This is a genomic window from Pseudomonas sp. SDO5591_S426 (assembly GCF_054070755.1).
Map to the genome: position 1 here is coordinate 19,790 of NZ_JBSVXD010000026.1, position 26,889 is coordinate 46,678.

Annotated in this window: 28 protein-coding genes; 25 read left to right on the forward strand and 3 right to left on the reverse strand. The window is 60.2% G+C overall.

What is annotated here, in order from left to right; genetic code table 11:
• The first annotated feature begins 1 nt into the window (after position 1).
• Complete coding sequence (gene flhB / locus ACW9JC_RS08300) at positions 2-1,141, forward strand: flagellar biosynthesis protein FlhB (RefSeq protein WP_457454602.1); 1,140 nt, start codon at positions 2-4, stop codon at positions 1,139-1,141.
• A 66-nt stretch (positions 1,142-1,207) separates the two neighbouring features.
• On the opposite strand, the gene ACW9JC_RS08305 is transcribed toward flhB, so the two are convergent.
• Positions 1,208-2,305 (reverse strand): RHS repeat-associated core domain-containing protein, encoded by a 1,098-nt coding sequence (locus ACW9JC_RS08305; RefSeq protein ID WP_457454604.1) that lies wholly within the window; start codon positions 2,303-2,305, stop codon positions 1,208-1,210.
• 345 nt (positions 2,306-2,650) lie between these two features.
• On the opposite strand from ACW9JC_RS08305, the gene flhA reads away from it, so the two are divergent.
• The 14 genes from flhA (at position 2,651) to ACW9JC_RS08375 (ending at position 16,986) form a co-directional block, all read left to right on the forward strand.
• On the forward strand, positions 2,651-4,780 hold the full coding sequence (gene flhA / locus ACW9JC_RS08310) for a flagellar biosynthesis protein FlhA (RefSeq protein WP_338582375.1): 2,130 nt from the start codon (positions 2,651-2,653) through the stop codon (positions 4,778-4,780).
• An 11-nt stretch (positions 4,781-4,791) separates the two neighbouring features.
• Complete coding sequence (flhF, locus tag ACW9JC_RS08315) at positions 4,792-6,117, forward strand: flagellar biosynthesis protein FlhF (protein ID WP_457454606.1); 1,326 nt, start codon at positions 4,792-4,794, stop codon at positions 6,115-6,117.
• Between the two features lie 116 nt (positions 6,118-6,233).
• Complete coding sequence (gene fleN, locus ACW9JC_RS08320) at positions 6,234-7,064, forward strand: flagellar synthesis regulator FleN (protein WP_008001746.1); 831 nt, start codon at positions 6,234-6,236, stop codon at positions 7,062-7,064.
• Positions 7,061-7,801 carry an RNA polymerase sigma factor FliA gene (gene fliA / locus ACW9JC_RS08325; RefSeq protein WP_007894214.1) on the forward strand — a complete coding sequence of 247 codons (741 nt, stop codon included), beginning with the start codon at positions 7,061-7,063 and terminating at the stop codon, positions 7,799-7,801. Before fleN ends, fliA begins: the two co-directional genes overlap by 4 nt.
• Positions 7,802-7,967: 166 nt before the next feature.
• Complete coding sequence (locus ACW9JC_RS08330) at positions 7,968-8,339, forward strand: chemotaxis response regulator CheY (protein ID WP_003183998.1); 372 nt, start codon at positions 7,968-7,970, stop codon at positions 8,337-8,339.
• 19 nt (positions 8,340-8,358) lie between these two features.
• Entirely contained in the window at positions 8,359-9,147 is a 789-nt protein-coding gene (locus ACW9JC_RS08335; RefSeq protein ID WP_338582372.1) for a protein phosphatase CheZ, read from the forward strand.
• A 35-nt stretch (positions 9,148-9,182) separates the two neighbouring features.
• Complete coding sequence (locus ACW9JC_RS08340; RefSeq protein WP_457454608.1) at positions 9,183-11,453, forward strand: chemotaxis protein CheA; 2,271 nt, start codon at positions 9,183-9,185, stop codon at positions 11,451-11,453.
• Positions 11,454-11,502: 49 nt separating this feature from the next.
• Positions 11,503-12,633, forward strand: a complete 1,131-nt coding sequence (locus ACW9JC_RS08345; protein WP_457454610.1) for a protein-glutamate methylesterase/protein-glutamine glutaminase — start codon at positions 11,503-11,505, stop codon at positions 12,631-12,633.
• Positions 12,633-13,373: a flagellar motor protein gene (locus tag ACW9JC_RS08350; RefSeq protein ID WP_338582369.1), complete on the forward strand. Its 741-nt coding sequence runs from the start codon at positions 12,633-12,635 to the stop codon at positions 13,371-13,373. Before ACW9JC_RS08345 ends, ACW9JC_RS08350 begins: the two co-directional genes overlap by 1 nt.
• A gap of 12 nt (positions 13,374-13,385) precedes the next feature.
• Entirely contained in the window at positions 13,386-14,276 is an 891-nt protein-coding gene (gene motD, locus ACW9JC_RS08355; protein ID WP_338582368.1) for a flagellar motor protein MotD, read from the forward strand.
• A gap of 43 nt (positions 14,277-14,319) precedes the next feature.
• Positions 14,320-15,108 carry a ParA family protein gene (locus ACW9JC_RS08360; RefSeq protein WP_338582367.1) on the forward strand — a complete coding sequence of 263 codons (789 nt, stop codon included), beginning with the start codon at positions 14,320-14,322 and terminating at the stop codon, positions 15,106-15,108.
• Between the two features lies 1 nt (position 15,109).
• A complete protein-coding gene (locus ACW9JC_RS08365; RefSeq protein WP_457454613.1) occupies positions 15,110-16,066 on the forward strand; it encodes a chemotaxis protein CheW in 957 nt (318 codons plus the stop codon).
• A 41-nt stretch (positions 16,067-16,107) separates the two neighbouring features.
• A complete protein-coding gene (locus ACW9JC_RS08370; protein ID WP_007980742.1) occupies positions 16,108-16,593 on the forward strand; it encodes a chemotaxis protein CheW in 486 nt (161 codons plus the stop codon).
• On the forward strand, positions 16,594-16,986 hold the full coding sequence (locus ACW9JC_RS08375) for a DUF2802 domain-containing protein (protein ID WP_416130557.1): 393 nt from the start codon (positions 16,594-16,596) through the stop codon (positions 16,984-16,986).
• Between the two features lie 138 nt (positions 16,987-17,124).
• On the opposite strand, the gene ACW9JC_RS08380 is transcribed toward ACW9JC_RS08375, so the two are convergent.
• Positions 17,125-17,454, reverse strand: coding sequence for an EscU/YscU/HrcU family type III secretion system export apparatus switch protein (locus ACW9JC_RS08380; RefSeq protein WP_457454615.1), 330 nt, complete (start codon positions 17,452-17,454; stop codon positions 17,125-17,127).
• Positions 17,451-19,025, reverse strand: a complete 1,575-nt coding sequence (gene fliK, locus ACW9JC_RS08385; protein ID WP_457454617.1) for a flagellar hook-length control protein FliK — start codon at positions 19,023-19,025, stop codon at positions 17,451-17,453. The genes ACW9JC_RS08380 and fliK overlap by 4 nt, the downstream gene beginning before the upstream one ends.
• Positions 19,026-19,223: 198 nt before the next feature.
• Here fliK and ccmA point away from each other — a divergent pair, with 198 nt between their 5' ends.
• The 10 genes from ccmA to ACW9JC_RS08435 all read left to right on the forward strand — a co-directional run bounded on the left by ccmA (position 19,224) and on the right by ACW9JC_RS08435 (position 26,612).
• The gene (gene ccmA / locus ACW9JC_RS08390) at positions 19,224-19,859 is read left to right on the forward strand and encodes a cytochrome c biogenesis heme-transporting ATPase CcmA (RefSeq protein ID WP_338582363.1); all 636 of its coding nucleotides are present in this window, start codon (positions 19,224-19,226) and stop codon (positions 19,857-19,859) included.
• Entirely contained in the window at positions 19,856-20,524 is a 669-nt protein-coding gene (gene ccmB / locus ACW9JC_RS08395; RefSeq protein WP_007980754.1) for a heme exporter protein CcmB, read from the forward strand. Before ccmA ends, ccmB begins: the two co-directional genes overlap by 4 nt.
• A gap of 78 nt (positions 20,525-20,602) precedes the next feature.
• Positions 20,603-21,358, forward strand: coding sequence for a heme ABC transporter permease (locus tag ACW9JC_RS08400; protein WP_416130554.1), 756 nt, complete (start codon positions 20,603-20,605; stop codon positions 21,356-21,358).
• On the forward strand, positions 21,355-21,531 hold the full coding sequence (gene ccmD, locus ACW9JC_RS08405; RefSeq protein ID WP_008055370.1) for a heme exporter protein CcmD: 177 nt from the start codon (positions 21,355-21,357) through the stop codon (positions 21,529-21,531). The genes ACW9JC_RS08400 and ccmD overlap by 4 nt, the downstream gene beginning before the upstream one ends.
• Positions 21,528-21,983, forward strand: a complete 456-nt coding sequence (gene ccmE / locus ACW9JC_RS08410) for a cytochrome c maturation protein CcmE (RefSeq protein WP_060541439.1) — start codon at positions 21,528-21,530, stop codon at positions 21,981-21,983. Before ccmD ends, ccmE begins: the two co-directional genes overlap by 4 nt.
• A 3-nt stretch (positions 21,984-21,986) precedes the next feature.
• A complete protein-coding gene (locus ACW9JC_RS08415) occupies positions 21,987-23,975 on the forward strand; it encodes a heme lyase CcmF/NrfE family subunit (protein ID WP_457454620.1) in 1,989 nt (662 codons plus the stop codon).
• Positions 23,972-24,508 (forward strand): DsbE family thiol:disulfide interchange protein, encoded by a 537-nt coding sequence (locus ACW9JC_RS08420; protein WP_338582361.1) that lies wholly within the window; start codon positions 23,972-23,974, stop codon positions 24,506-24,508. Before ACW9JC_RS08415 ends, ACW9JC_RS08420 begins: the two co-directional genes overlap by 4 nt.
• On the forward strand, positions 24,505-24,975 hold the full coding sequence (locus ACW9JC_RS08425; RefSeq protein WP_075948510.1) for a cytochrome c-type biogenesis protein: 471 nt from the start codon (positions 24,505-24,507) through the stop codon (positions 24,973-24,975). Before ACW9JC_RS08420 ends, ACW9JC_RS08425 begins: the two co-directional genes overlap by 4 nt.
• Positions 24,972-26,174, forward strand: a complete 1,203-nt coding sequence (ccmI, locus tag ACW9JC_RS08430; RefSeq protein ID WP_457454623.1) for a c-type cytochrome biogenesis protein CcmI — start codon at positions 24,972-24,974, stop codon at positions 26,172-26,174. The genes ACW9JC_RS08425 and ccmI overlap by 4 nt, the downstream gene beginning before the upstream one ends.
• Before the next feature lie 27 nt (positions 26,175-26,201).
• A complete protein-coding gene (locus ACW9JC_RS08435; protein WP_338582358.1) occupies positions 26,202-26,612 on the forward strand; it encodes a hypothetical protein in 411 nt (136 codons plus the stop codon).
• Positions 26,613-26,889: the final 277 nt, after the last annotated feature.

The window sequence follows — 26,889 nt, forward strand, 5'->3', positions numbered from 1 at the left end:
CATGTCTGAAAGCGAAAGCGGTCAGGACAAAACAGAAGACCCCACGGAGAAAAAGAAAAAAGACGCCCGTGAGAAGGGTGAGATCGCCCGTTCCAAGGAACTCAACACCCTGGCGATCATGCTTGCCGGGGCTGCTGCATTGCTGATATTCGGCGGAGCGCTGGCCGAGGAAATGATGGACCTGATGCGCCTGAACTTTTCGCTGTCGCGAGAGGTGGTGCTGGACCAGCGTTCCATGGGCACCTATCTGCTGCACTCGGGGCAAATCGCCTTGCTGGCGATTCAACCGGTGATGATCACCCTGTTGCTGGCCGCGTTGATCGGCCCGATTTCCCTCGGTGGCTGGCTGTTCTCCGCCGGCACCATGGCCCCCAAGTTCAGCCGCATGAACCCCGGTGCCGGGCTTAAACGCATGTTCTCGGCCAAAGCCATTGCCGAGCTGCTCAAGGCGCTGGCGAAGTTTTTCATCGTGCTGTTCGTGGCCCTGCTGGTGTTGTCGGCAGACATTGACGACCTCCTGCGCATCGCCCATGAGCCGCTGGACCGGGCGATCATCCACAGCCTGCAAGTGGTTGGCTGGAGCACCCTTTGGATGGCCTGCGGCTTGATCATCATCGCCGCCGTGGACGTGCCGATCCAGCTCTGGGAAAGCATCAAGAAACTGAAAATGACCAAGCAGGAAGTGCGCGACGAGCACAAGGATCAGGAAGGTCGACCTGAAGTCAAACAACGCATTCGCCAGTTGCAGCGCGAAATGTCCCAGCGGCGGATGATGGCAGCGATCCCCGACGCCGACGTGGTCATCACCAACCCGACCCACTACGCCGTAGCCCTCAAGTACGACCCTGACAAGAGCGGCGCACCGATGCTGATCGCCAAGGGCAGCGATTTCCTGGCGCTGAAGATTCGCGAGATCGCGGCGGCTAACGAGATTTTGCTGCTGGAATCGCCGGCGCTGGCGCGGTCGATTTATTACTCGACGGAGTTGGAGCAGGAAATTCCGGGTGGGCTGTATCTCGCGGTGGCGCAGGTGTTGGCCTACGTTTATCAGATTCGGCAGTACCGGGCGGGCAAAGGCAAACGGCCGGATCCGTTGAAGGATGATCTGCCGATTCCGCCAGATTTGCGGCGGGATTCTTAAAGTAGAGTTACTGTGGTTTTAGCTCAATCGCTTCTTGCACTTTGCCAGGGGATAGATCTGGCGATTTTAGCCATTGCGAATATGTAAGACTTTTTCTGGGTGGAAATTAATGCTTTTTCCTTTTTTTACATGATGGGTCTGTGTTCTAAAAAAAGTGTCTATGTCGCTGTATGGATCATCTGGGTAGTGTTGGCGAGAATAATTAAATTGTTCAAGAATATCCTGCGGGTCGTTGTTCGCCACCACAATGCCTTTATAGCCTTTTACGGGTTTTCTAGTCAGGTGTGAAAATTCTGCTGCGAATGAGTTGCGGCCGCCCTCGGCGGAATGGCAAGCCAAAATTCTAATGTTTTCGTATTTTTCAAAGTCGTAGTTTTTCTGCAGTAGTTCGGTGTGAAGCTCTTCAGGGGTTAACTGTCGATCTTTGAAGACAATTTTCGAGGGCTTGCTTGATATGCCTGGCTCGCCATGAGCTTTAATGTTGAGGCGTGTATTGCCCTTGTAGTTATCAATAAAAGTGAACGCTGCGTCGTCGATCATTCGAATCTCTTGCATGTACCCATTCCTTGGTGCTTTTGCTGCTGTAAGTGCTCGCCGCGATGAAGGAGAGGATGTAAAGATTTTCGAGAGTGGCATATGGCCGTTTTGATCATAAAAGTTGACCGGGTCCGCGAGGCAATACGCATACGGATTCAAACCGCCATTTCCAAACGGACTCAAACTATCCGGGCTATTAAATCGCATCAAAACCGGATTAAACGCCCGATACCCATTCCCCAATAAGTAACAACCGGTCACTGGGTCCGCCCGCTCACCATTGAATCCCAACAAACTGGTTAATCCGCTTTCGCCCCGGCGATGTCCGTAGGGCGAGTAGGCGATGAGGTGTCGCAGATCGGCTTTAAGAGTCTGCAGTACCGAACACTGCAGATCGGTAGCCAGCAGTGTGCTTTCGACTGCATCGTGCTGACGATTCTGTTGCGCCAGCAGCAAGTTGTCTTTCTGAAAAATGGAGTACCCGATAACCCCCTGAATCTCTGTACTCAGGCGACTTTTACAATAAAAGCGCTGGTGCGCTGTTGCACCTGCCAGAAATTGGCTGATCAGACGATCCAGCGGGTCGTAGCCATAGCGGCTGAGCAGGATTGGTTGTGAGGAAGCCATGGAGCCTACTCCAGATTCTCGGGGAGCTTGAGTATCGGCGGATTCTTGCCGGCTCGGTACTATCAGAACTGATAGGTTCGGTGCGCTGTATGGCTCGATCAGTTACAAGTCTGGACACCGCTAACCCTGTAGGAGCGAGCTTGCTCGCGATAGCGGTGGGTAAGCCAACGTACGTACTCGCTGTGCCGACGTCATCGCGAGCAGGCTCGCTCCTACAGAGATCTCCACAGGCCCCACAGACCACCGCTGCATCCTCAAATCCAAAAGTTGGAAGGCTTCTTGCAATAGCCGCCCCGAGCCTGCTTCAGGCGTCAAAAGTTTGCTTCAAAGGAACGGGGAATACCGGTGGATCGCTCTCAGTTAATCAACAGTGCCCGCACGAACATGGCAGACCTCAGTCGAGGCAATCTGGGCGTGCCGCTGTTGCTGCTGGTCATGTTGGCAATGATGATGTTGCCGATTCCGCCGTTCCTGCTCGATGTGTTTTTCACCTTCAACATTGCCCTGTCCATCGTAGTGCTGCTGGTCTGCGTGTACGCCTTGCGGCCGCTGGATTTCGCGGTGTTTCCGACCATTCTGCTGGTGGCGACGTTGCTGCGGCTGGCGTTGAACGTCGCTTCCACGCGGGTGGTGATGCTACACGGTCAGGACGGCCACGCCGCTGCCGGTAAGGTGATCCAGGCCTTCGGTGAGGTGGTGATCGGCGGTAACTACGTAGTGGGTATAGTGGTTTTCGCGATTTTGATGATCATCAACTTCGTCGTGGTGACCAAGGGTGCCGGGCGGATTTCTGAGGTGAGCGCGCGTTTCACCCTCGATGCAATGCCCGGCAAACAAATGGCCATCGACGCCGACCTCAACGCCGGCCTGATCGACCAGAACCAGGCCAAGTCCCGTCGTTCGGAAGTGGCCCAGGAAGCTGAGTTCTACGGTTCCATGGACGGTGCCAGCAAGTTCGTGCGCGGTGACGCCATCGCCGGTTTGCTGATTCTGTTCATCAACCTGATCGGCGGCATGGCCGTTGGTATCTTCCAGCACAACATGAGCTTTGCCGACGCCGGCAAGGTGTACGCCTTGCTGACCATTGGTGACGGTTTGGTGGCGCAATTGCCATCACTGCTGTTGTCCACTGCCGCCGCGATCATGGTGACCCGTGCTTCCGGTTCGGAAGACATGGGCAAGCAGATCAATCGCCAGATGTTTGCCTCGCCAAAAGCGTTGGCCGTTTCGGCGGGTTTGATGGCGGTGATGGGCCTTGTGCCTGGCATGCCGCACTTCTCGTTCCTGAGCATGGCGGCGCTGGCGGCTGGCGGCGCGTACCTGTTCTGGCGCAAGCAGAACATCGTCAAGGTCCAGGCCCTGCAAGAGGTCAAGCGTCAGCAGGAACTGTTGCCATCGCCGGCCCGCGCCCAGGAAACCAAGGAGCTGGGCTGGGATGACGTGACGCCGATCGACATGATTGGCCTGGAAGTGGGTTATCGCCTGATTCCGCTGGTGGACCGCAACCAGGGCGGGCAATTGCTGGCGCGGATCAAGGGCGTGCGCAAGAAGCTGTCCCAGGACCTGGGCTTCCTGATGCCGACCGTGCACATCCGCGACAACCTCGACCTGGCGCCGAGTGCCTATCGCCTGACCCTGATGGGCGTGATCCTCGCCGAGGCGGAGATTTACCCGGATCGCGAACTGGCGATCAACCCTGGGCAGGTCTACGGCACGCTCAACGGCATTACCGCCAAAGATCCGGCTTTCGGCCTGGAGGCGGTGTGGATCGAAATCAGCCAGCGTGCCCAGGCGCAATCGCTTGGCTATACCGTGGTCGATGCCAGTACGGTGGTGGCCACCCACTTGAACCAGATTCTGTACAAGCACTCCAGTGAGCTGATCGGCCACGAGGAAGTGCAGCAACTCATGCAATTGCTGGCGAAAAACTCGCCGAAACTGGCCGAAGAGCTGGTGCCGGGTGTGCTGTCGCTGTCGCAACTGCTCAAGGTTCTGCAAGCGCTGTTGGCTGAACAGGTGCCGGTGCGCGACATTCGCAGCATTGCCGAAGCCATCGCTAACAACGCTTCCAAGAGTCAAGATACCGCCGCATTGGTGGCTGCGGTGCGCGTCGGCGTAAGCCGCGCAATCGTGCAAAGCATTGTAGGCACTGACTCCGAGCTGCCAGTGATCACACTGGAGCCAAGGTTGGAACAAATATTGCTCAATAGTCTGCAGAAGGCAGGACAAGGCTCGGAAGAGGGTGTTTTGCTGGAGCCAAGCATGGCAGAGAAGCTGCAGCGTTCGTTGATCGATGCAGCGCAACGTCAGGAGATGCAAGGTCAACCGGTGATCCTGCTGGTGGCCGGTCCGGTTCGCGCGATGCTCTCGCGTTTTGGCCGACTGGCAGTCCCGGGGCTGCATGTGCTGGCCTACCAGGAAATACCCGACAACAAGCAAGTGACCATCGTTGCGACAGTAGGGCCCAACGGCTGAGGTAGTGGTTTATGCAAGTTAAGCGTTTTTTCGCCGCCGATATGCGTCAGGCCATGAAACTGGTTCGTGATGAGCTGGGCGCCGATGCCGCCATTATTGGGAACCGCCGGATCGCCGGTGGTGTCGAGCTGACGGCTGCCCTGGATTACAAGCTGTCGGCGCTGGCTCCGCGCGTTCCGAACATGGAACTCGAAGACGAGCTGCGCAAGACCCAGTCGCGGATCGTCACCGCCCAGGCCGAATTGAGCCTGCGCAGCGAAGGCGAGAGCGACAACGCCACCAATCGCCAGTTGTTCGCCGGCCTGCCATTGACCGCCGCCGAACCGCTCATCGAGCCGACTTACGCCGAGCCACGTCGTCCGGCGCCAGCACCGACCGCTGCAGCGGCTGTCGACTCGCGTGCATTCGACTCGATGCGTTTCGAGCTCAACAGCTTGCGCGAACTGATGGAAGTCCAGCTCGGCTCTTTGGCGTGGAATCAGCTGCAAGGCAGCCGTCCGGCCCAGGCCAACCTGTGGCGTCGCCTGCAACGCATCGGCCTGTCCGGTCCGTTGTCGCGCGACTTGCTGGCGATGATTACCGATATCGAAGAACCTCGTCAGGCCTGGCGCATGCTGCTCGCGCACCTGGCGCGGATGATTGCTACTCCGGAAGTCGAGCCGCTGGAAGAGGGTGGAGTGATTGCCATGGTCGGCCCCGCCGGCATGGGCAAGACCACCACCCTGGCCAAGCTGGCTGCCCGCTACGTGCTCAAGTACGGCGCGCAAAACATCGCGTTGGTGAGCATGGACAGCTACCGTATTGGTGCCCAGGAGCAGCTCAAGACCCTTGGTCGGATTCTCAATGTGTCGGTGACCCATGTCGATCCGGGCCAATCGCTGGTGCAGGCGTTGGAACCACTGCTGCGCAAACGCGTCGTACTGATCGATACCGCCGGCCTGCAAGCCAGTGATCCGGCGCTGCGCATGCAGCTCGAAAGCCTGGCCGGGCGTGGCATCCGTTCCAAAAATTATCTGGTCCTGGCAACCACCAGCCAGAAGCAGGTTCTGACGGCCGCTTATCACAGTTACAAGCGCTGCGGGCTAGCTGGCTGCATCCTGACTAAACTGGATGAAACGGCGAGTCTGGGCGAGGTGTTGAGCCTGGCCATCAGCCATGAATTGCCGGTGGCCTACCTGACCGACGGCCCGCGGATTCCGGATGATTTGCATCTGCCGCGCCGTCATCAACTGGTCAGTCGCGCCGTTAGCGTGCAAATGCAGGAAGAGCCCAGCGAAGAAGCCATGGCTGACATGTTCGCTGATATCTACCACAGCCCCACCAAGCAGGTAGGCTGAGGTAACAATGAATAGTTTTTGTACCTACATCGATGGTCTGCCATGCATTGTTCCGTTTGCGAACGCGCAGCCAGTAATGTGGCCTCCGTCTATGCAAGACAAGGTAAAGAAATAACATGGGCAGCATGCATCCCGTACAGGTGATCGCGGTGACCGGCGGCAAAGGTGGCGTCGGGAAAACTAACGTGTCAGTGAACTTGTCCCTGGCTTTGGCTGAGCTTGGCCGGCGCGTCATGCTGCTGGACGCCGACCTGGGACTGGCGAACGTCGACGTTCTGCTGGGGCTGACACCCAAACGTACCCTGGCCGACGTGATCGAAGGCCGCTGCGAGCTGCGCGACGTCCTGTTGCAGGGCCCCGGCGGCATCCGCATCGTTCCGGCCGCGTCCGGCACCCAGAGCATGGTTCATTTGAGCCCGGCGCAGCACGCCGGCCTGATCCAGGCCTTCAGCGACATCGGCGACAACCTCGACGTGCTGGTGATCGACACCGCTGCGGGTATTGGTGACTCGGTAGTCAGTTTCGTTCGCGCGGCCCAGGAAGTGTTGCTGGTGGTCTGCGACGAGCCGACTTCGATCACCGACGCCTACGCGCTGATCAAACTGCTTAACCGCGACTACGGCATGAACCGCTTCCGCGTCCTGGCCAACATGGCCCAGAGCCCGCAGGAAGGGCGCAACCTGTTCGCCAAGTTGACCAAAGTCACGGATCGCTTCCTCGACGTCGCCCTGCAATACGTCGGCGCCGTGCCTTACGACGAAAGCGTGCGCAAGGCTGTGCAGAAACAACGTGCCGTCTACGAAGCCTTCCCGCGCTCCAAGTGCTCGCTGGCGTTCAAGGCGATCGCACAGAAGGTCGACACCTGGCCGCTGCCTGCCAACCCGCGCGGGCATCTGGAATTCTTCGTCGAGCGCCTCGTGCAACAAACGGCAGGACCGGTTCTATGACAGCCAGCGGCTACAACCTCTACAAGAAGTCGGCACGCGATGCGCAGTACGAGCTGATCGAGCGTTATGCGCCGCTGGTCAAACGCATTGCCTATCACTTGCTGGCGCGTCTGCCGGCCAGTGTCCAGGTCGAAGATTTGATCCAGGCCGGGATGATCGGCCTGCTGGAAGTCTCCACCAAATACGACGCTAGCAAAGGCGCGAGTTTCGAGACGTACGCGGGCATCCGCATCCGCGGCGCCATGCTCGATGAAGTGCGCAAGGGGGACTGGGCGCCACGTTCGGTCCACCGCAATACCCGCATGGTCAGCGATGCCATTCGCTCGATTGAAGCTAAAACCGGCCGTGACGCTAAAGATCACGAAGTTGCGGCCGAACTCCAATTGAGTCTCGACGATTATTACGGGATTTTGAACGACACCCTGGGCAGCCGGTTATTCAGTTTCGACGATCTGTTGCAGGACGGCGAACACGAAGGGCTGCACGAGGATGGCGCGAGTGCTCATCTCGAGCCGTCACGCGATCTGGAAGATGAACGCTTCCAGGCGGCGCTGGCGGACGCGATTGCCAATTTGCCGGAGCGTGAGCGACTGGTGTTGGCGCTGTACTACGACGAAGAGTTGAATCTCAAGGAAATCGGTGAGGTCCTGGGAGTCAGCGAGTCTCGGGTCAGCCAGTTACACAGCCAGTGCGCGGCCCGTTTGCGGGGGCGTTTGGGAGAGTGGCGAGCGCGCTGAAGGCAGTGTGGGGGCACTGTGACGTGGCTGGTGGGGTGATGAACCGCGCCGGTCTCGATCCGCTGTACTCCAGACAGTCATCGAGTGTTTTGCCAGATTGATTGAAATGGCGCGCCCAGGTGCTGGGCGCGTTTTAGTCTGCTTGGAGGTCGAATTGGACAAGAACATGAAAATCCTCATCGTTGATGACTTCTCAACGATGCGGCGGATCATAAAAAACCTGTTGCGTGACCTTGGGTTCACCAACACGGTCGAGGCCGACGATGGCACTACCGCCATTCCGGTTCTCAACAGCGGGAGCATCGACTTTCTGGTAACGGACTGGAACATGCCTGGCATGACCGGTATCGATCTGCTGCGCCACGTGCGTGCCGATGAAAAGCTCAAGCACCTGCCGGTGCTGATGGTGACCGCTGAAGCCAAGCGCGAGCAGATCATCGAAGCGGCCCAGGCCGGTGTAAACGGCTATGTGGTCAAACCCTTCACGGCCCAGGCGTTGAAAGAAAAAATCGAGAAGATTTTCGAACGCATCGGTTGAACTGCGCCACGGGGGAGCTATGGGGCATAACGAATCTTCGCAGGGCGATTTTGAATCGACCCTGAAAAAACACGCCGTCGAACTGGTCGAGAGCCTTGAAAAGGGCAAGTTCGGCGATGCTGTGCAATTGATCCATGAGCTCAACCAGACCCGTGACCGCGGCCTGTATCAGGAAGTGGGCAAGCTCACCCGCGAGCTGCATAGCGCGATCGTCAATTTCCAGATTGACCCGCACATGCCGCAAGCCGAGGAAGTGTCACAGATCACCGACGCCACCGAGCGTCTGGGTTATGTGGTCAAGCTGACCGAGGCCGCGGCCAACCGCACCATGGATCTGGTGGAAAACGCCACGCCGCTGGTCAACAGCCTGGCTGACGAAGCCCAGGCCTTGAGCACCGATTGGGGACGCTTCATGCGTCGCGAAGTCGGGGCTGAAGAGTTCCGCGAGCTGGCCCGTCGCGTCGACGGATTCCTGGCGCGCAGCAGCACTGACAACCGCGCCGTGTCGACCAACCTCAACGATATTCTGCTTGCCCAGGATTATCAGGACCTCACAGGTCAAGTGATCAAGCGAGTGACCCAACTGGTCACCGAAGTTGAGAGCAACCTGCTCAAGCTCGTGCTTATGGCCAGTCAGGTGGACCGCTTTGCGGGCATCGAACATGACCGTGAAGCGATGCTTGCAGAAAAAGATCCACAAAAACATCTCTCTCAGGGTGAAGGTCCGCAGATTCATGCCGATAAAAGAGAAGACGTTGTGTCCGGTCAGGACGATGTGGACGATTTGTTATCCAGCCTTGGATTTTAGGTTTTTAGACCTGTTCTGTTAGGAGCACACCATTAATGAGCTTCGGCGCCGATGAAGAGATCCTTCAGGATTTCCTGGTTGAGGCCGGCGAGATTCTAGAGCAACTGTCCGAGCAACTGGTCGAGCTGGAAAGCCGTCCGGATGATGCGGATTTGCTCAATGCAATTTTTCGCGGTTTTCACACTGTAAAAGGGGGCGCCGGCTTCCTCCAGCTCAACGAGCTGGTGGAGTGCTGTCACATCGCCGAGAACGTGTTCGACATCCTGCGCAAGGGTGAACGTCGCGTCGACTCGGAATTGATGGACGTGGTTCTCGAAGCACTGGACGCGGTGAACAGCATGTTCAGCGAAGTCCGCGAGCGCAGCCCGATCACGGCTGCCACGCCTGAATTGCTCGCCGCATTGGCCCGACTGGCCGAGCCGCAAACAGCGGACGAGGCGGCGCCTGCGCCTGTCGCCGAAGTGGTTGAAGAACCTGTCGCCGAAAGCGAATCGGGTGACATCACCGACAATGAATTCGAACAACTGCTGGACTCGCTGAACGCCGTCAAGGCTCAGGCCGAGGCACCGGCGGCTGCTCCAGCGCCTGCCAGCGATGCCGCTGCCAGCGACGAAATCACCGATGCCGAGTTCGAGTCGTTGCTCGACCAGCTACACGGCAAAGGCCAGTTCGCCGTCGATGCAGTGGCACCTGCTGCCCCTGCGGCGCCGCAAGCGCCGAAGGCCGCGGGCGACAGCTCCGACATTACTGACGACGAATTCGAAGCACTGCTCGACCAGTTGCACGGCAAAGGTAACTTTGCCGTCGATGCGCTGGAATCGGCCATCGCTTCGGTGCCGACGCCAGCCGCGCCAGCCGCTGCTGCAGCCGGTAGCGACCTGATCAGCGATCACGAATTCGAATCGCTGCTCGACGAATTGCACGGCAAAGGCAAGTTCACTGAAGTGGGCGCGACGGCTGGAACGGCAACCGGCGCCAGCGCCTCGGTTGCAGCACCTGTCGCCAAGGCTGCGGCGCCGAAACCGGTAGCCAAGGCACCCGAGCCGAAAGCCGAAACACCGACGCCTGCCGCCGCTGCTGCACCGGCTCCGGCCCGTGCCCCGGCCGCGCCACCGGCGGAAAAACCGGCCAGCGAAGCCGAGACCACCGTGCGGGTCGATACCGCGCGTCTCGACGAAATCATGAACATGGTCGGCGAGTTGGTGCTGGTGCGTAACCGCCTGGTCCGCCTCGGTGCCAACAGCGCCGATGAAGCCATGTCCAAGGCTGTGTCGAACCTCGACGTGGTCACGGCCGACCTGCAAACCGCGGTCATGAAGACCCGGATGCAACCGATCAAGAAAGTCTTCGGGCGCTTCCCGCGTCTGGTTCGCGACCTTGCTCGCCAGCTCAAGAAAGAGATCAACCTGGAACTGGTCGGCGAAGAAACCGACCTCGACAAGAACCTCGTCGAGGCCCTGGCCGACCCGCTGGTCCACTTGGTGCGCAACGCGGTCGACCACGGTATCGAGTCGCCGGAAGAACGCGAAGCTTCGGGCAAGGCCCGCGGCGGCAAAGTGATCCTCGCGGCAGAGCAGGAAGGCGACCATATCCTGCTGTCGATCTCCGATGACGGCAAAGGCATGGACCCGAATGTCCTGCGTTCCATCGCGGTGAAACGCGGTGTGATGGACAAGGACGCGGCCGATCGCCTGAGCGATACCGAGTGCTACAACCTGATCTTCGCCCCGGGCTTCTCGACCAAGACCGAGATCTCCGACGTGTCGGGTCGTGGCGTGGGCATGGACGTGGTGAAAACCAAGATTTCCCAGCTCAACGGTTCGATCAACATTTTCTCGGCCAAGGGTCAGGGATCGAAGATCGTCATCAAGGTGCCGTTGACCCTGGCGATCATGCCGACGCTGATGGTCATGCTCGGCAACCAGGCGTTTGCGTTCCCGCTGGTGAACGTCAACGAGATCTTCCACCTCGACCTGTCGACCACCAACGTGGTGGATGGCCAGGAAGTGGTGATCGTGCGGGACAAGGCGCTGCCGTTGTTCTACCTCAAGCGCTGGCTGGTCAGCTCCGCCGCTCACGAAGAGCAGCGCGAAGGCCATGTGGTGATCCTTTCGGTGGGCACCCAGCGGATCGGCTTCGTCGTCGATCAACTGGTGGGCCAGGAAGAAGTGGTCATCAAGCCATTGGGCAAAATGCTCCAGGGAACCCCGGGCATGTCGGGCGCCACCATCACCGGTGACGGTCGCATCGCGCTGATTCTCGATGTTCCGAGCATGCTCAAGCGTTACGCCGCACGGCGTATTTGATTCTGGTGGAGCGGGGCGACTGAGCCTCGCTCCGTCTAACGGAGTGTTTATGGCAGTCAAAGTCCTGGTGGTGGATGATTCGGGGTTTTTCCGCCGCCGCGTCTCGGAAATTCTTTCAGCGGATTCGAATATCCAGGTCGTCGGTACGGCGACCAACGGAAAAGAGGCGATCGATCAGGCCCTGGCCCTCAAGCCAGACGTGATCACCATGGACTACGAGATGCCGATGATGGACGGCATCACGGCAGTGCGGCACATCATGCAGCGCTGCCCGACCCCGGTCTTGATGTTTTCCTCGCTGACCCACGAAGGCGCCCGGGTGACCCTGGATGCGCTGGACGCCGGCGCGGTGGACTTCCTGCCGAAGAATTTCGAAGACATCTCGCGCAACCCCGAGAAGGTCAAGCAACTGCTGTGCGAGAAGATTCTCAGCATCGCGCGCAGCAACCGTCGTGTCAGTTCTTACAGTGCTCCGGCTCCTGTGGCCGCACCCGCTCCGACGCCAATGCCTTCGAGCATCGGCAGTTACGGCAGCAGCGCGCCCGCACGTCCGGCACCCGCACCGATTCCGGCACGTGCCCACGCGGCTACGCCGTCGTCGCCCGCGCCGAAACGCAAAGCCTACAAACTGGTCGCCATCGGTACATCCACTGGCGGTCCGGTTGCCCTGCAACGGGTACTGACCCAATTGCCGGCCAACTTCCCGGCACCGCTCGTGCTGATCCAGCACATGCCGGCCGCGTTTACCAAAGCGTTCGCCGAACGCCTGGACAAGCTCTGCCGCATCAGCGTCAAGGAAGCCGAGGATGGCGACATCCTGCGTCCGGGCCTGGCGTTGCTCGCGCCGGGTGGCAAGCAAATGATGATCGACGGCCGTGGCGCGGTGAAAATCCTGCCGGGTGACGAACGTCTCAATTACAAACCGTGCGTGGACATCACCTTCGGTTCGGCGGCCAAGTCCTACGGTGACAAAGTTCTGGCGGTCGTCTTGACCGGCATGGGCGCCGACGGTCGCGAAGGCGCGCGTTTGCTCAAGCAGGGCGGCAGTTCGATCTGGGCTCAGGATGAAGCCAGCTGCGTGATCTACGGCATGCCAATGGCGATCGTCAAAGCCGAGCTCGCCGACGCGGTGTACAGCCTGGACGACATTGGCCGGCACATCGTCGAGGCATGTATCTGATGGATGTTCTAAGCCTTATCGGCATCATCATGGCGTTCGTCGCCATCATCGGCGGCAACTACCTCGAAGGCGGGCACCTCGGTGCGCTGGCCAACGGCCCGGCAGCCTTGATCGTACTCGGCGGCACCATCGGCGCAGCGCTGCTGCAGTCGCCGATGAGCGCTTTCAAGCGCGCCATGCAGATCCTGGCGTGGATCCTGTTTCCGCCACGCGTCGACTTGGCCGGCGGCATCGATCGCGTCGTCAACTGGAGCCTGACCGCGCGCAAGGAAGGCTTGCTCGGCCTGGAAGGCATTGCCGACGCCGAACCCGACAGCTACTCGCGTAAAGGCCTGCAACTGCTGGTGGACGGTGCCGAACCGGAAGCGATCCGCAGCATCCTGGAAGTGGATTTCTACACCCAGGAAAGCCGCGACATCGAAGCCGCCAAAGTCTTCGAAAGCATGGGCGGCTATGCGCCGACCATCGGCATCATCGGTGCGGTGATGGGCCTGATTCACGTCATGGGCAACCTCGGTGATCCGTCGCAACTGGGTAACGGCATCGCCGTGGCCTTCGTCGCCACCATCTACGGTGTGGCCAGTGCCAACCTGGTGCTGCTGCCGATTGCCGCCAAGCTCAAATCCGTTGCATTGCGTCAGTCCCGTTATCGCGAAATGTTGCTGGAAGGCATCCTGTCGATCGCCGAAGGTGAAAACCCACGCTCCATCGAGTTGAAGCTGCAAGGCTTCATGGATTAAGGGAATAACCTCATGGCACGTCGTCGCCAGCATGATGAACACGTCAATCACGAACGCTGGCTGGTGTCCTACGCGGACTTCATCACCTTGCTGTTCGCGTTCTTCGTGGTCATGTACTCGATTTCTTCGATCAACGAAGGCAAGTACAAGATCATTTCCGAAGCGCTGATCGGGGTCTTCACCGATACCGACAGCGCCCTCAAGCCGATTCCGATCGGCGAAGAGCGACCGAAGACCGTGACCCCGGCCAAGCCGCTGGTCAAGGACAGCGAGCAAGTCGATGCCGGGGTTGCCGGCGCGAGCGATCCGCTGAAAAGCATCGCCGACGACATCAGTGCGGCGTTCGGCGATCTGATCCAATCCAACCAGATGACCGTGCGCGGCAACGAGTTGTGGGTCGAGATCGAACTCAACTCCAGCCTGTTGTTCGGCAGCGGCGACGCGATGCCCAGCGACATCGCGTTCAACATCATCGACAAGGTCGCGGTGATCCTGAAGCCGTTCGACAACCCGATCCACGTCGAAGGTTTTACTGACGATCAACCAATTCGTACCTCGCAGTACCCGACCAACTGGGAGCTGTCGTCGGCCCGTTCGGCGAGCATCGTGCGCATGCTGGCGATGCAAGGGGTGAACCCGGGTCGCCTGGCGTCGGTGGGTTACGGTGAATTCCAGCCCGTGGCCAATAACGCTACCGCTGAGGGCCGGGCGCGCAACCGTCGTGTGGTGCTGGTGGTGTCACGCAATCTCGATGTACGCCGCAGCCTGACCGGCACCGGAACCGCCCATGCGCAACCGGATGCCGCGTTGAAGCGTGCTGGCACACAAACTGCACCGACCCCGGTCAAGTCGCCGGTACGAGAGAGCGCCGTCAATTCTCCGTCACCCGCATTAACACGTTGAGCTATTTCTCGGTCGATCGATTTGGCCGGGAGGAACAATCCGAATGAGAGTCTGGGCAGTCGCCAATCAAAAGGGTGGTGTCGGTAAAACCACTTCCTCCATCGCTTTAGCCGGTTTGCTGGCCGAGGCGGGCAAGCGCGTGGTCGTGGTCGATCTGGACCCCCACGGCTCGATGACCAGCTATTTCGGTTACGACCCCGACAGCCTGGAACACAGCAACTACGACCTGTTTCTGCACAAGGGCAGCGTGCCGCAGGGCTTGCCGGGTCAGTTGCTGCTGTCGACCAGTGATGAACGCATTTCCCTGTTGCCGTCGAGCACCGCGCTGGCGACCCTCGAACGTCAATCTCCAGGCCAGAGTGGCCTGGGCCTGGTGATCGCCAAGAGCCTGGCACAGTTGTGGCAGGACTTCGATTACGCGGTGATCGACAGCCCGCCGTTGCTCGGCGTGCTGATGGTCAATGCCTTGGCGGCGAGCCAGCAACTGGTGATCCCGGTGCAGACCGAACACCTGGCGGTCAAAGGCCTGGAGCGCATGGTCAATACGCTGGCGATGATCAACCGTTCACGCAAACAGGCGTTGCCGTTCACCATCGTGCCGACCCTGTTTGACCGCCGCACACAAGCGTCCCTCGGTACGCTGCGTGTCCTGCGCGACAAATTTCCGGAAGACATCTGGCAAGGCTACATCCCCGTGGACACACGCCTGCGCGATGCAAGCCGTGCCGGGCTGACGCCTTCGCAATTCGACGGCAAGAGCCGTGGCGTCCTCGCCTATCGCGCGCTGCTCAAGCATCTGCTGGCGGCGCAACTTGTTCCGCAGGTGGCGTGAGATGAGTCCGAGCCGGCCATTGAAGCTGACGTCACGCCCGCAACTGGCGCTGCAATCGTACCTCGACAACCTTCTGCAAGAAGTGACCGAGGAACTGTTGCCGCCGGTCGAAGCGCTGCCCGAGGTGGTCGAGGCTGAAGCGACACTCGATGAGTTCCAGGCAGCGGTGCTTGAAGAGCAGGCCCGTGATGCCCGACAGGCCAAGGTCACTGCCGAACCGGTCGCCAAAGCGGCCGCGCCGCTGGAAGTGCCAGCACGTCCGGTAGTTGCGGTGATCGAAGCACCGGCGCCGATCCTGTCACCGGTATCGACCATCGCGCCGTTGCTGCAAACACTGGTGGCGCCTGTCGCCGAAGTACCGCGAGCGCCGGAGCCGGTGGTTGTCGAGGTGCAGCCAACGCTGGTGGCGCCGGTGGTCGAAGTTCATCTGCCACCCGCCAACACGCCGCCACCGGTGGACACCGACGGTCGTCCATCCTGGGCCGCCGAACCGTTCGAATGCCTGTTGTTCGATGTCGCCGGGTTGACCCTGGCGGTACCGCTGGTGTGCCTGGGTTCGATTTATTCCCTGGCCGGTCATGAGCTGACGCCGTTGTTCGGTCAGCCGGAATGGTTCCTCGGCATCCTGCCGAGTCAGGCGGGCAACCTGAAAGTGCTGGATACCGCACGGTGGGTCATGCCCGACCGTTATCGCGACGATTTCAAGCAGGGCCTGCAATACGTCATCTCGGTGCAGGGTTACGAGTGGGGCCTGGCGGTGCATCAGGTCAGCCGCTCGTTGCGCCTGGACCCGAACGAAATCAAGTGGCGCAGTCACCGTGGCCAGCGGCCATGGCTGGCGGGCACGGTGATTGAACACATGTGTGCGTTGCTCGACGTTTCCGCGCTGGCCGAGTTGATCGCCAGCGGCGGGGCAAAGCACATGGGCGGCACGAAGCCGACCCACAAAACTACATAACAGAACAACACCGCTAGGGCGGTTTCTTGAGGGGTCAGGGTATGAATGACAAGGCAACGGCGGCAAAAGGTTCCGAAGATCCGATCCTGCAATGGGTCACCTTCAAGCTGGACAACGAGACCTACGGCATCAACGTGATGCGCGTCCAGGAAGTCCTGCGCTACACCGAAATCGCCCCGGTACCGGGTGCTCCGAGCTACGTGCTGGGCATCATCAACCTGCGCGGCAATGTGGTCACCGTGATCGACACCCGTCAGCGCTTCGGCCTGATGAATGCCGAGATCAGCGACAACACCCGTATCGTCATCATCGAAGCCGACAAGCAGGTTGTCGGGATCATGGTCGACAGCGTGGCCGAAGTGGTTTACCTGCGTCAGTCGGAAATCGAAACCGCACCGAACGTCGGTAACGAGGAATCCGCCAAGTTCATCCAAGGCGTGTGCAACAAGAACAACGAACTGCTGATCCTGGTCGAACTGGACAAGATGATGAGCGAAGAAGAATGGTCGGAACTGGAGAGTATCTGATTGATTCTCGAGGTTGCGGTCATTGTCCTGTTCCTGTTCTGGGCAGGCACGCTGGCAATGTTTCTGGCGTACATTCGCGGTCAAAAACTGATTGCCGCGCAACAGGCCCAGGGTGATGCGCTGCGCGATCAGCGCATCAAGGACTTGGCCAAACGCGTGGACGACTACCAGAACGGCAATGTGCGCATGGGTGAAGACCTGCACGAGCTGCGCTCGATCGTCGCGCCGTTGCCGGAAAAACTCGTTCAGCTGGAACAACGCGACCCCACCAGCCTGTCGTTCGCCCAGGCGGCGCGACTGGTCGGCATGGGCGCAAGCGTCGACGAACTGACCCAGTCCTGCGGCTTGACCCAGGCTGAGGCGGAGTTGATGAGCAAGCTTCACAAGAACTGACAGATCAAAAGATCGCAGCCTCGTTTCACTCGACAGCTCCTACAGGGTGTACGCCTTCCCAATGTAGGAGCAGTGTAGGAGCTGTCGAGTGAAACGAGGCTGCGATCTTTTCAGTTCCCCCCAGAACTCACCCCAGATTCAATAATCATCCCCGCGCTCAGTCACATCCTTCTCCACCCTCGGCGCATCCGGATCCTGCCCCGCCGGAAACTTCCCTTTCAGATTCCAAGCAAACGCGATGATCTCGGCAATCGTCCGGTACAGCTCTTCCGGAATGCTGTCCCCCAATTCCATCCGCGCCAGCAATCTCACCAGCTCCGCGTTCTCATAGATCGGCACTTCATAGTCGCGGGCGATCCGAAGGATTTCTTCCGCCAGTTCTTCGTCGCCCTTGGCGGTGAGGGTAGGGGCGTGGGTGCCGTCGTACTTGAGGGCGATGGCCTGGCGTGGGGCATTCGAGTTTTTCATGCGTTTTCGTCGACCCAGCGTTGTTCGAGGCGGGTTTGTGGGCCTTGGGGTGGTTTGCCGTGGTGGCAATCGAGATCGCCGACGTTCAGGCCCGAGGCAAGCATGCGCGCGCGCAATGCCGCCAGATTGCTTTCGATCAGACTGGCGGTGTATGGCCGCTCGGCCCAGAGCTGACTGGACAGGCAGCCCTTGATCAGCTGCGCCTGGACCTGCATCGGCCCCAACGGCTCCATGTCGAAAGCCAATTCGACTCGCCACAGTTGTTGTTTCGGCTCGCGCTCGTCGCGACGTTCTTGAGGTTGTTCCTTGTCCGGCGCTTCTTCGCGCTGGAACTTGATCTGCAACGGCACGATGTCCTGCAGGTTGCGCATCGGCACTTCCAGTTGCCAGGTGCTCATCAAACGCCCGTCACTGGTCACGCCGGTCTGCTCCAGGCTCGACAGTTGATGGCTTTGCAGGCGCGAAACTGCGGCGGCGGCCAGGCGCAGCAGCTGTTCGAGATCGTCCTCGCCTTCGGCGCTTTGCAACAGGCGCTCGGGTAGCGGGAAACTGCTCGGCGACGGTTTGGCGCTGACCTGTCCGAGCATGCCCAGCGCATTGCGCACGAAACTCGGCATGGCCTGGGCCAGGGTGTTGGCGGCGATGATCGCACTGAGATTGGTGCTGGCCGGCAGTCCCGGTGTCAGTTGCGCGATCAGTTTGAGCAGATCGGCCTTCATATCGGGGGCGAGTGTCGGGTTTTGCCCGCTCAATAGTTTCGATTCGAGGAATGCGCCGCTGCCGGCCAGCGCGAGTGCGAGGCCTTTGGGTGTGCTCAGTTGCTGCACGTCCGGCAGGCCGGCGAGCAATTTGTCCACGGCCGTGCGCAGATCGCTGGAGGTCTGGTTCGAGGGCGGCAGGTTTTGCAGGAGTTTGAGCAAGCCATCCAGCGAGCCCTGACGGCTGGTCTGGCTCACCAGTTGCTGGGTCACCGCCAACTGTTCCTGACGGCTGCTTAGCGGTACGAACTTCAGCGTCTGCGTGTCCTGTACCTGCGCACTGAGCAAGGTGCCGATGCGCAACGGCTGCGGGCTGTCGATGCTCAGGGTGCTGCCGCTGAGTGCGGTGTTGAGCAGGCTGACCATCGAACGAAACACCGTCGGCTGGCCCGGCACTTGCGGCAACACCTGGGACGTCAGCACTTTGCCCTGCAACAGCGTGCCGACCGGCAGTTGCGCGGTGTCGATGCGGGTGAGGGTGGCGACGCTGGAAGCAATGGCCTGTTGCACGGTGATGGCCAGACTGCCCGCCGACGGCTGGGTGACCGCTACGCTGGTGCCTTGGGCCAATGGCTGGTTGCTGGTGGCCTGGACCGTGGTCTGGCGGCCGCTTTCGAGAGTGACCTTGAGCAGTAGCTGAAAAGTCTGATCCGCCTGCTTGAGCGACAGCACTTCGGCCTTGGCGGTCTGACCGGCGGTGATCAGGCCTTCGATCGGCGTCAACAGCTTGAGCAACTCGCCACTGACCGTCAGCGGACGGGTTGTCGCCGGGGTGGTCGGCGGTAGCGGGAGGATGTTCATTTCGCCTGTCATACGCGGTCACAACCTTGGGAAAATGCACTCTTGAGAGTAGGAGCTGGCATGTATAATGCCGCCCAGTTGTATACAGAGTGCCGATAACATTGCAATTATTTGACGCAGCTCGCTAGTTTGGGCCGCCAATAGATTTATTCTGCATCTCTTTAACGGCCGCGCCAGAGCCGACTTGAACCGTATAAGGCCCGTGAACCCTTGACCAGTCCTGTCCTGCAAACCGTTGCCCTTGCCTGTGAGCGAGACCTTCGGCTGCTTTTCGAAAATCTCGATTTGAGACTGGCCAGTGGCGAAATGGTGCAGATCAGCGGCCCCAACGGCAGTGGCAAGACCAGCCTGTTGCGGCTGCTCTCGGGGCTGATGCATCCGACGGCCGGTGAGGTGTTGCTGAATGGCCAGCCGCTGAACGAGCAACGTACGGAGCTCGCGCGCAACCTGCTGTGGATCGGCCATGCTGCGGGGATCAAGGATTTGCTGACCCCGGAAGAGAACCTGAGCTGGCTCTGCGCCCTGCACCAACCGGCCTCTCATGAAGCGATCTGGCAGGCTTTGGCGGCTGTCGGATTGCGCGGTTTCGAAGACGTGCCTTGTCACACGTTGTCCGCTGGCCAGCAGCGCCGCGTTGCCCTGGCGCGCTTATATCTGGACAGCCCGCCGCTGTGGATTCTCGATGAGCCGTTCACCGCCCTCGACAAGCAAGGCGTGGCACAACTCGAAGAGCACCTGGCTGCGCACTGCGAGCGCGGTGGCATGGTGGTGTTGACCACTCACCACACGCTGAGCCGGATGCCGGCCGGTTATCGCGACATCGATCTGGGGAAATGGGCCGTATGAGTGTTTTCGGCCTGTTGGTCGCCCGTGAGGCCCGTCTGCTGTTCCGCCGTCCTGCGGAATTGGCCAATCCGCTGGTTTTCTTTGCCATCGTGGTTTCGCTGTTCCCGTTGGCGGTCGGTCCCGAGTCTCAATTGTTGCAAACCTTGTCCCCGGGACTGGTCTGGGTGGCAGCCCTTTTATCGGTTTTGCTCTCGCTGGACGGGCTTTTCCGCAGTGATTTCGAAGACGGATCGCTCGAACAGTGGGTCCTTTCGCCGCACCCCCTGGCTCTTCTGGTTTTGGCCAAGGTGCTGGCACACTGGGCCTTTTCCGGCCTGGCACTGGTTTTGCTCGCACCGTTGCTGGCGTTGATGCTCGGTTTACCAGCCGCCTGTCTGCCGGTGTTGCTGCTTTCGTTGTTGCTGGGTACACCGGTGCTGAGCTTGCTCGGTGCGGTGGGCGCAGCGCTGACGGTTGGTTTGAAGCGCGGTGGCCTGTTGCTGGCGTTGCTGATTCTGCCGTTGTACATCCCGGTGTTGATCCTTGGCAGTGGCGCCTTGCAGGCTGCCCTCCAGGGCATGCCGGCGACCGGTTATCTCCTGTGGCTTGGCAGCCTGACCGCCCTGGCGATAACCCTGACACCTTTTGCAATAGCGGCTGGCCTGAAGATCAGTGTCGGCGAATAATGAGGTCTGGTTGTTTTTTAACCAGTAAAGACCCTGGCTGGAGCGTGACAACGCACAGCAACCGTGATGGAAACAGTAATGAACTGGACGTGGTTTCATAAGCTCGGCTCGCCCAAATGGTTTTATGGCATCAGCGGCAAAATGCTGCCATGGCTGAGCGTCGCGGCGTTGCTGCTGATCGGCGTTGGCGTGGTCTGGGGCCTGGCTTTCGCGCCGCCTGACTACCAACAAGGCAACAGCTTCCGCATCATCTATATCCACGTTCCGGCCGCGATGCTGGCGCAGTCCATCTACGTGATGCTGGCGGTGTGCGGCATCGTCGGGCTGGTGTGGAAAATGAAACTGGCCGACGTCGCCCTGCAATGCGCGGCGCCCATCGGTGCCTGGATGACCGCCGTGGCGCTGGTCACCGGGGCGATCTGGGGTAAACCGACATGGGGTTCGTGGTGGGTCTGGGATGCACGCCTTACGTCCATGCTCATCCTGCTGTTCCTGTACTTCGGTCTCATTGCGCTGGGCAACGCGATCAGCAATCGTGACAGCGCGGCCAAGGCCTGCGCGGTGCTGGCGATTGTCGGCGTGATCAACATCCCGATCATCAAATACTCGGTGGAGTGGTGGAACACCCTGCACCAGGGCGCGACATTTACCCTCACCGAAAAACCGGCAATGCCTGCCGAAATGTGGCTGCCATTGCTGCTGACGGCGCTGGGTTTCTACTGTTTCTTCGGCGCGGTCCTGCTGCTGCGCATGCGTCTTGAAGTGCTCAAGCGTGAAGCGCGGGCCAGTTGGGTAAAAGCCGAAGTCGAAAACAGCCTGGAGGTCGTTCGATGAGTTTTGCGTCATTCGGCGATTTCCTCGCCATGGGCCATCACGGCCTGTATGTCTGGTCGGCCTATGGCATTTGCCTGGCAGTGCTGGCCCTCAACGTGGCGGCGCCGATCCTGGCCCGCAAGCGGTATCTGCAACAAGAGGCGCGTCGTCTGCGCCGGGAGAACGGCAAGTGAATCCGCTGCGTAAAAAGCGTCTTATCATCATTCTGGCGATTCTGGTCGGGGTCGGTGCTGCCGTCGGCCTGGCCCTTAGCGCCCTGCAGCAGAACATCAATCTGTTTTACACGCCCACCCAGATCGCCAACGGCGAGGCCCCGCAAGACACGCGCATCCGCGCCGGCGGCATGGTCGAGGCGGGTTCATTGCAGCGTTCCGGCGACTCGCTGGACGTGAAGTTCGTCGTCACCGACTTCAACAAATCCGTGACCATCACCTATCGCGGCATCCTCCCGGACCTGTTCCGCGAAGGGCAGGGCATCGTCGCTCTGGGCAAGATCAACGCCGATGGCGTGGTGGTGGCCGATGAAGTGCTGGCCAAGCACGATGAAAAGTACATGCCGCCGGAAGTGACCAAAGCGTTGAAAGACAGTGGTCAGTCCGCTCCAACACCCGCGAAGGAGGGTTGATCAATGACTTCCGGCATTTTCATTCCAGAGTTGGGCCATTTGGCCATGATTCTGGCGCTGTGTTTCGCGCTGGTTCAGGCCGTGGTGCCATTGGTCGGTGCCTGGCGCGGTGACCGCTTCTGGATGAGCCTGGCCCAGCCGGCCGCGTGGGGGCAGTTCGCGTTTTTGCTGTTCGCCTTCGGTTGCCTGACCTACGCCTTCATGGTCGACGATTTCTCTGTCGCCTACGTCGCCAATAACTCCAACAGCGCGTTGCCGTGGTACTACAAATTCAGCGCCGTGTGGGGCGCGCACGAAGGTTCGTTGCTGCTGTGGGCGTTGATCCTCGGCGGCTGGACCTTCGCCGTGTCGGTGTTCTCGCGGCAGTTGCCGCAAGTCATGCTGGCCCGCGTGTTGGCAGTGATGGGCATGATCAGCACCGGTTTCCTGCTGTTCCTGATCCTGACGTCGAACCCGTTCAAACGCATCCTGCCGCAAGTGCCCAGCGATGGTGCCGACCTCAACCCATTGCTGCAAGACATTGGCCTGATCGTTCACCCGCCGATGCTGTACATGGGCTATGTCGGTTTCTCCGTGGCGTTTGCCTTCGCCATCGCGGCGTTGATGGGCGGTCGTCTTGATGCGGCGTGGGCGCGCTGGTCGCGTCCATGGACCATCGTTGCCTGGGCCTTCCTTGGCATCGGCATAACCCTTGGCTCGTGGTGGGCCTATTACGAACTCGGCTGGGGCGGCTGGTGGTTCTGGGACCCGGTGGAAAACGCCTCGTTCATGCCTTGGCTGGTGGGCACCGCGCTGATTCACTCGTTGGCGGTCACGGAAAAACGTGGCGTGTTCAAGAGCTGGACCGTGTTGCTGGCCATCGCCGCTTTCTCGTTGAGCTTGCTCGGCACCTTCCTCGTGCGTTCCGGCGTGCTGACTTCGGTTCACGCGTTTGCCTCCGACCCAGAGCGCGGCGTGTTCATCCTGATTTTCCTGCTGTTCGTGGTTGGCGGTTCGCTCACGCTGTTCGCCCTGCGCGCGCCAGTGGTCAAGAGCCAGGTCGGCTTCAACCTCTGGTCCCGGGAAACCCTGCTGCTGGGCAACAACCTGGTGCTGGTGGTGGCGGCTTCGATGATCCTGCTGGGCACCTTGTACCCGCTGATTCTCGATGCGATGACCGGCGCCAAGCTGTCGGTCGGCCCGCCGTACTTCAACGCGCTGTTCATTCCGTTGATGGGGTTGCTGATGGTGGTGATGGCGATAGGCATGCTGGTGCGCTGGAAAGACACCCCGGTCAAATGGCTGATGAGCATGCTCACGCCCGTATTGCTCGGCAGTGCCGCGTTGGCCGTAGTGGCTGGCGTCGCCTACGGCGATTTCAACTGGGCAGTGATCGCGACCTTCATGCTCGCAGCCTGGGTGTCGCTGGCTGGTGTGCGTGACATCTTCGACAAGACGCGCCACAAAGGCTTGATCAAAGGCCTGCCGACCCTGACCCGCAGCTATTGGGGCATGCAGGTTGCGCACTTGGGCATCGCGGTTTGCGCCCTCGGCGTGGTGTTGTCGAGCCAGAACAGTGCCGAGCGCGACTTGCGTCTGGCACCGGGCGAATCCATGGACCTGGGTGGCTACCAGTTCGTCTTCGAAGGCGCCAAACACTTCGAAGGCCCGAACTTCACCTCCGACAAGGGCACCGTGCGGGTGATTCGCGACGGCAAGGAAGTCAGCGTGCTGCACCCGGAAAAACGCCTCTATACCGTGCAGAACTCGGTGATGACCGAGGCCGGGATCGACGCCGGTTTCACCCGTGACCTCTACGTCGCATTGGGCGAACCGCTGGGCGATGGCGCCTGGGCGGTGCGCGTGCACGTTAAACCGTTCGTACGCTGGATCTGGTTCGGCGGTTTGCTCACCGGGCTCGGTGGATTGCTGGCGGCGCTGGATCGCCGATATCGAGTCAAGGTGAAATCCAAGGTGCGTGAAGCACTCGGCATGTCGGGAGCCACTGCATGAAGCGTTGGTTGATGTTGTTGCCACTGGCGATTTTTCTGGTGGTTGCCGTGTTCCTTTATCGCGGTCTGTACCTGGACCCGGCCGAGCTGCCTTCGGCGATGATCGGCAAGCCGTTCCCGGAGTTCTCGCTGCCGGCGGTGCAGGGCGACAAGACCCTGACCCGCGCCGACATCCTCGGTAAACCGGCACTGGTCAACGTCTGGGGCACCTGGTGCATTTCCTGCCGGGTCGAGCACCCGGTGCTGAACAAACTGGCCGAGAAGGGCGTGGTGATTTACGGCATCAACTACAAGGACGTCAACGCCGACGCCTTGAAGTGGCTGGCGGAATTCCACAATCCGTATCAGCTGGATATCCGCGACGATGCCGGCACCCTGGGCCTGAACCTCGGAGTGTATGGCGCGCCGGAAACCTTCTTCATCGACGCCAAGGGCATCATCCGCGACAAGTTCGTCGGGGTGATCGACGAGCAGGTCTGGCGTGAAAAACTGGCGGCCAAGTATCAGGCGCTGGTTGATGAGGCCAAGCCATGAAGCGCTGGCTAGCTGCCGTAGTCTTGGGTTTGAGCATGGTCGGTGTGGCGCATGCCGCCATCGACACCTACGAGTTCGCCAAAGAGGGCGACCGCGAACGTTTTCGCGAGTTGACCAAGGAACTGCGCTGCCCCAAGTGCCAGAACCAGGACATCGCCGACTCTAACGCGCCGATTGCCGCCGACTTGCGCAAAGAGATTTTCCGCATGCTCGGCGAGGGCAAGGACAACCAGCAGATCATCGACTTCATGGTCGATCGCTACGGGGATTTCGTCCGTTACAAACCGGCCCTCAACGCCAAGACTGCGCTGCTCTGGTTCGGCCCCGCCGGCCTGCTGCTGGGTGGTTTTGTGATCATCGCGGTGATCGTCCGCCGTCGTCGCGTGCAACGCGCTGATACCCCGGACACGCTTTCTGCCGAGGAGCGCAAGCGCCTCGATCAACTGTTGGATAAAAACCAAGAATGATTGATTTCTGGCTCGCTGCAGGTCTGCTCCTTCTGGTGGCCCTGAGTTTTCTGCTGATCCCTGTTCTGCGCAATCGTCGCGCCCAGCTCGAAGAGGATCGTACTGCCCTGAACGTGGCGCTGTATCAGGAGCGCGTGGCTGAGCTTGAGACTCAGCAGGAAGAGGGCGTACTCGATGCCGCGCAAATGGATGCTGGCCGCGCCGAGGCCGCTCGCGAATTGCTCGCCGATACCGAAGGCGTTGCTGCGCCACGGGTGACGCGCCTGGGTAAATCGGCGCCACTGCTGGCGGCGATTCTGGTGCCGGTGCTGGGCCTGGGGTTGTATCTGCATTTCGGTGCCAGCGACAAAGTCGAGCTGACCCGGGAATTCTCCCAGGCGCCACAGTCGATGGAAGAGATGACGCAGCGTCTGGAACGAGCGGTCGCGGCGCAACCGGATTCCGCCGAGGCGCTTTATTTCCTTGGTCGCACCTACATGACTCAGGATCGTCCGGCCGACGCGGCGAAGATCTTCGAGCGCACCGTCAACATCGCCGGGCGGCAGCCTGAACTGTTGGGGCAGTGGGCGCAGGCCCAGTACTTCGCGGATGGCAAGAAATGGTCGGACAAGATTCAAGCGCTGACTGACGAAGCGCTGAAAGCCGATCCGAAGGAAGTCACCAGCCTCGGTTTGTTGGGCATCGCTGCATTCGAAGCCGAGCGTTACCAGGACGCCATCGACTACTGGAATCGTCTGCTCGAACAACTACCGCCGGAAGACAAATCCCGAATCGCGCTGCAGGGCGGCATTACCCGCGCCAAGGAAAAACTGGTCGCCAGCGGCGGCAAGGTAGCTGAGGCTCCGGTGGCCAAGGTTGCTGCGCTGCTCAAGGTCCGGGTGGATCTGGCGGCCGATCTGAAAACCAAGGTCCAGCCGGGCGACAGCGTGTTCATCTTCGCCCGCGCCACCAACGGTCCTCCCGCGCCGTTGGCCGCCAAACGCTTGACCGTGGCTGACCTGCCGGCAACTGTCGAACTGGGCGATGCTGACGCGATGATGCCGCAGTTGAAACTGTCGAACTTTCCTGAAGTCCAACTGGTTGCGCGCATTTCCCGCGCTGGCAAACCCACCGCCGGCGAGTGGATCGGTCGTAGCCAGCCTCTGGCCAGCAGCACCACCGCGCCGCAAAAACTGACTATCGACAGCCCGGATAAATAACCCCGGGAATAAACAGGAAGCACCATCATGACCGCCATCGCTCGTATCACCCTGCTCAGCGTTGTTTTAGGGCTGAGCGCTTGTGCGGTCCAACGGCCTCCGGTGGAGCAGCCGACGCCGCCACCGATCCCGCCGTCGCAGCCGAGTACCAAGCCTGCGCCGTCTACTGTGCCGAGCAAGCCGAGCGCTCCGGCCAAGCCTGCCAAACCGTTGCCCCGTACTTCTGCGAGTTTTGCGCCGCCGCCGGGGGGCAATAGTCACTGGGATCCTAAATTGGGTGTCTATGTGCTGGATGATCAGCCGAATACCTTTTATCGCCAGCGTACGTACTACCGTTGGGATAATGGTTGGAGCCGGTCGATCAGTCCGAAAGGGCCTTGGGAAGAGACGGATATTCATGGGGTGCCTGGGGGATTGGGGCGGCAGTTCGGGCAGTGACGTTAAGAGGCGACCTTTTGGGTCGCCTTTTTTTATGGTGTACATATCCGTTGCTGCGGTAACGGCGGCTTATGGTTTCGCCCTTACGGCGAGTCCCTTTTGTCAAACGCCACAAAAGGAACCAAAAAGTCTCGCCCCTTACGTACGGCCCCTCGCTAGGGCTCGGGGTTCCTTCGCTCCGGCATTCATCCGGGGGCATCGCCTCCGGTTGGCTTCGCTTCAACCTCCTCTCGATGTGTGCGGCTTCGCCGCACGGCGCTACGCGCCCACCCCCGGA

Bases quoted from the DNA above. Each gene is read 5' to 3' on its own strand.
- flhB (WP_457454602.1), top strand. From the start codon at position 2: ATGTCTGAAAGCGAAAGCGGTCAGGACAAAACAGAAGACCCCACGGAG.
- ACW9JC_RS08305 (WP_457454604.1), bottom strand. From the start codon at position 2,305: ATGGCTTCCTCACAACCAATCCTGCTCAGCCGCTATGGCTACGACCCG.
- flhF (WP_457454606.1), top strand. From the start codon at position 4,792: ATGCAAGTTAAGCGTTTTTTCGCCGCCGATATGCGTCAGGCCATGAAA.
- fleN (WP_008001746.1), top strand. From the start codon at position 6,234: ATGGGCAGCATGCATCCCGTACAGGTGATCGCGGTGACCGGCGGCAAA.
- fliA (WP_007894214.1), top strand. From the start codon at position 7,061: ATGACAGCCAGCGGCTACAACCTCTACAAGAAGTCGGCACGCGATGCG.
- ACW9JC_RS08330 (WP_003183998.1), top strand. From the start codon at position 7,968: ATGAAAATCCTCATCGTTGATGACTTCTCAACGATGCGGCGGATCATA.
- ACW9JC_RS08335 (WP_338582372.1), top strand. From the start codon at position 8,359: ATGGGGCATAACGAATCTTCGCAGGGCGATTTTGAATCGACCCTGAAA.
- ACW9JC_RS08340 (WP_457454608.1), top strand. From the start codon at position 9,183: ATGAGCTTCGGCGCCGATGAAGAGATCCTTCAGGATTTCCTGGTTGAG.
- ACW9JC_RS08345 (WP_457454610.1), top strand. From the start codon at position 11,503: ATGGCAGTCAAAGTCCTGGTGGTGGATGATTCGGGGTTTTTCCGCCGC.
- ACW9JC_RS08350 (WP_338582369.1), top strand. From the start codon at position 12,633: ATGGATGTTCTAAGCCTTATCGGCATCATCATGGCGTTCGTCGCCATC.
- motD (WP_338582368.1), top strand. From the start codon at position 13,386: ATGGCACGTCGTCGCCAGCATGATGAACACGTCAATCACGAACGCTGG.
- ACW9JC_RS08360 (WP_338582367.1), top strand. From the start codon at position 14,320: ATGAGAGTCTGGGCAGTCGCCAATCAAAAGGGTGGTGTCGGTAAAACC.
- ACW9JC_RS08365 (WP_457454613.1), top strand. From the start codon at position 15,110: ATGAGTCCGAGCCGGCCATTGAAGCTGACGTCACGCCCGCAACTGGCG.
- ACW9JC_RS08370 (WP_007980742.1), top strand. From the start codon at position 16,108: ATGAATGACAAGGCAACGGCGGCAAAAGGTTCCGAAGATCCGATCCTG.
- ACW9JC_RS08380 (WP_457454615.1), bottom strand. From the start codon at position 17,454: ATGAAAAACTCGAATGCCCCACGCCAGGCCATCGCCCTCAAGTACGAC.
- fliK (WP_457454617.1), bottom strand. From the start codon at position 19,025: ATGACAGGCGAAATGAACATCCTCCCGCTACCGCCGACCACCCCGGCG.
- ccmB (WP_007980754.1), top strand. From the start codon at position 19,856: ATGAGTGTTTTCGGCCTGTTGGTCGCCCGTGAGGCCCGTCTGCTGTTC.
- ACW9JC_RS08400 (WP_416130554.1), top strand. From the start codon at position 20,603: ATGAACTGGACGTGGTTTCATAAGCTCGGCTCGCCCAAATGGTTTTAT.
- ccmD (WP_008055370.1), top strand. From the start codon at position 21,355: ATGAGTTTTGCGTCATTCGGCGATTTCCTCGCCATGGGCCATCACGGC.
- ACW9JC_RS08415 (WP_457454620.1), top strand. From the start codon at position 21,987: ATGACTTCCGGCATTTTCATTCCAGAGTTGGGCCATTTGGCCATGATT.
- ACW9JC_RS08420 (WP_338582361.1), top strand. From the start codon at position 23,972: ATGAAGCGTTGGTTGATGTTGTTGCCACTGGCGATTTTTCTGGTGGTT.
- ACW9JC_RS08425 (WP_075948510.1), top strand. From the start codon at position 24,505: ATGAAGCGCTGGCTAGCTGCCGTAGTCTTGGGTTTGAGCATGGTCGGT.
- ccmI (WP_457454623.1), top strand. From the start codon at position 24,972: ATGATTGATTTCTGGCTCGCTGCAGGTCTGCTCCTTCTGGTGGCCCTG.
- ACW9JC_RS08435 (WP_338582358.1), top strand. From the start codon at position 26,202: ATGACCGCCATCGCTCGTATCACCCTGCTCAGCGTTGTTTTAGGGCTG.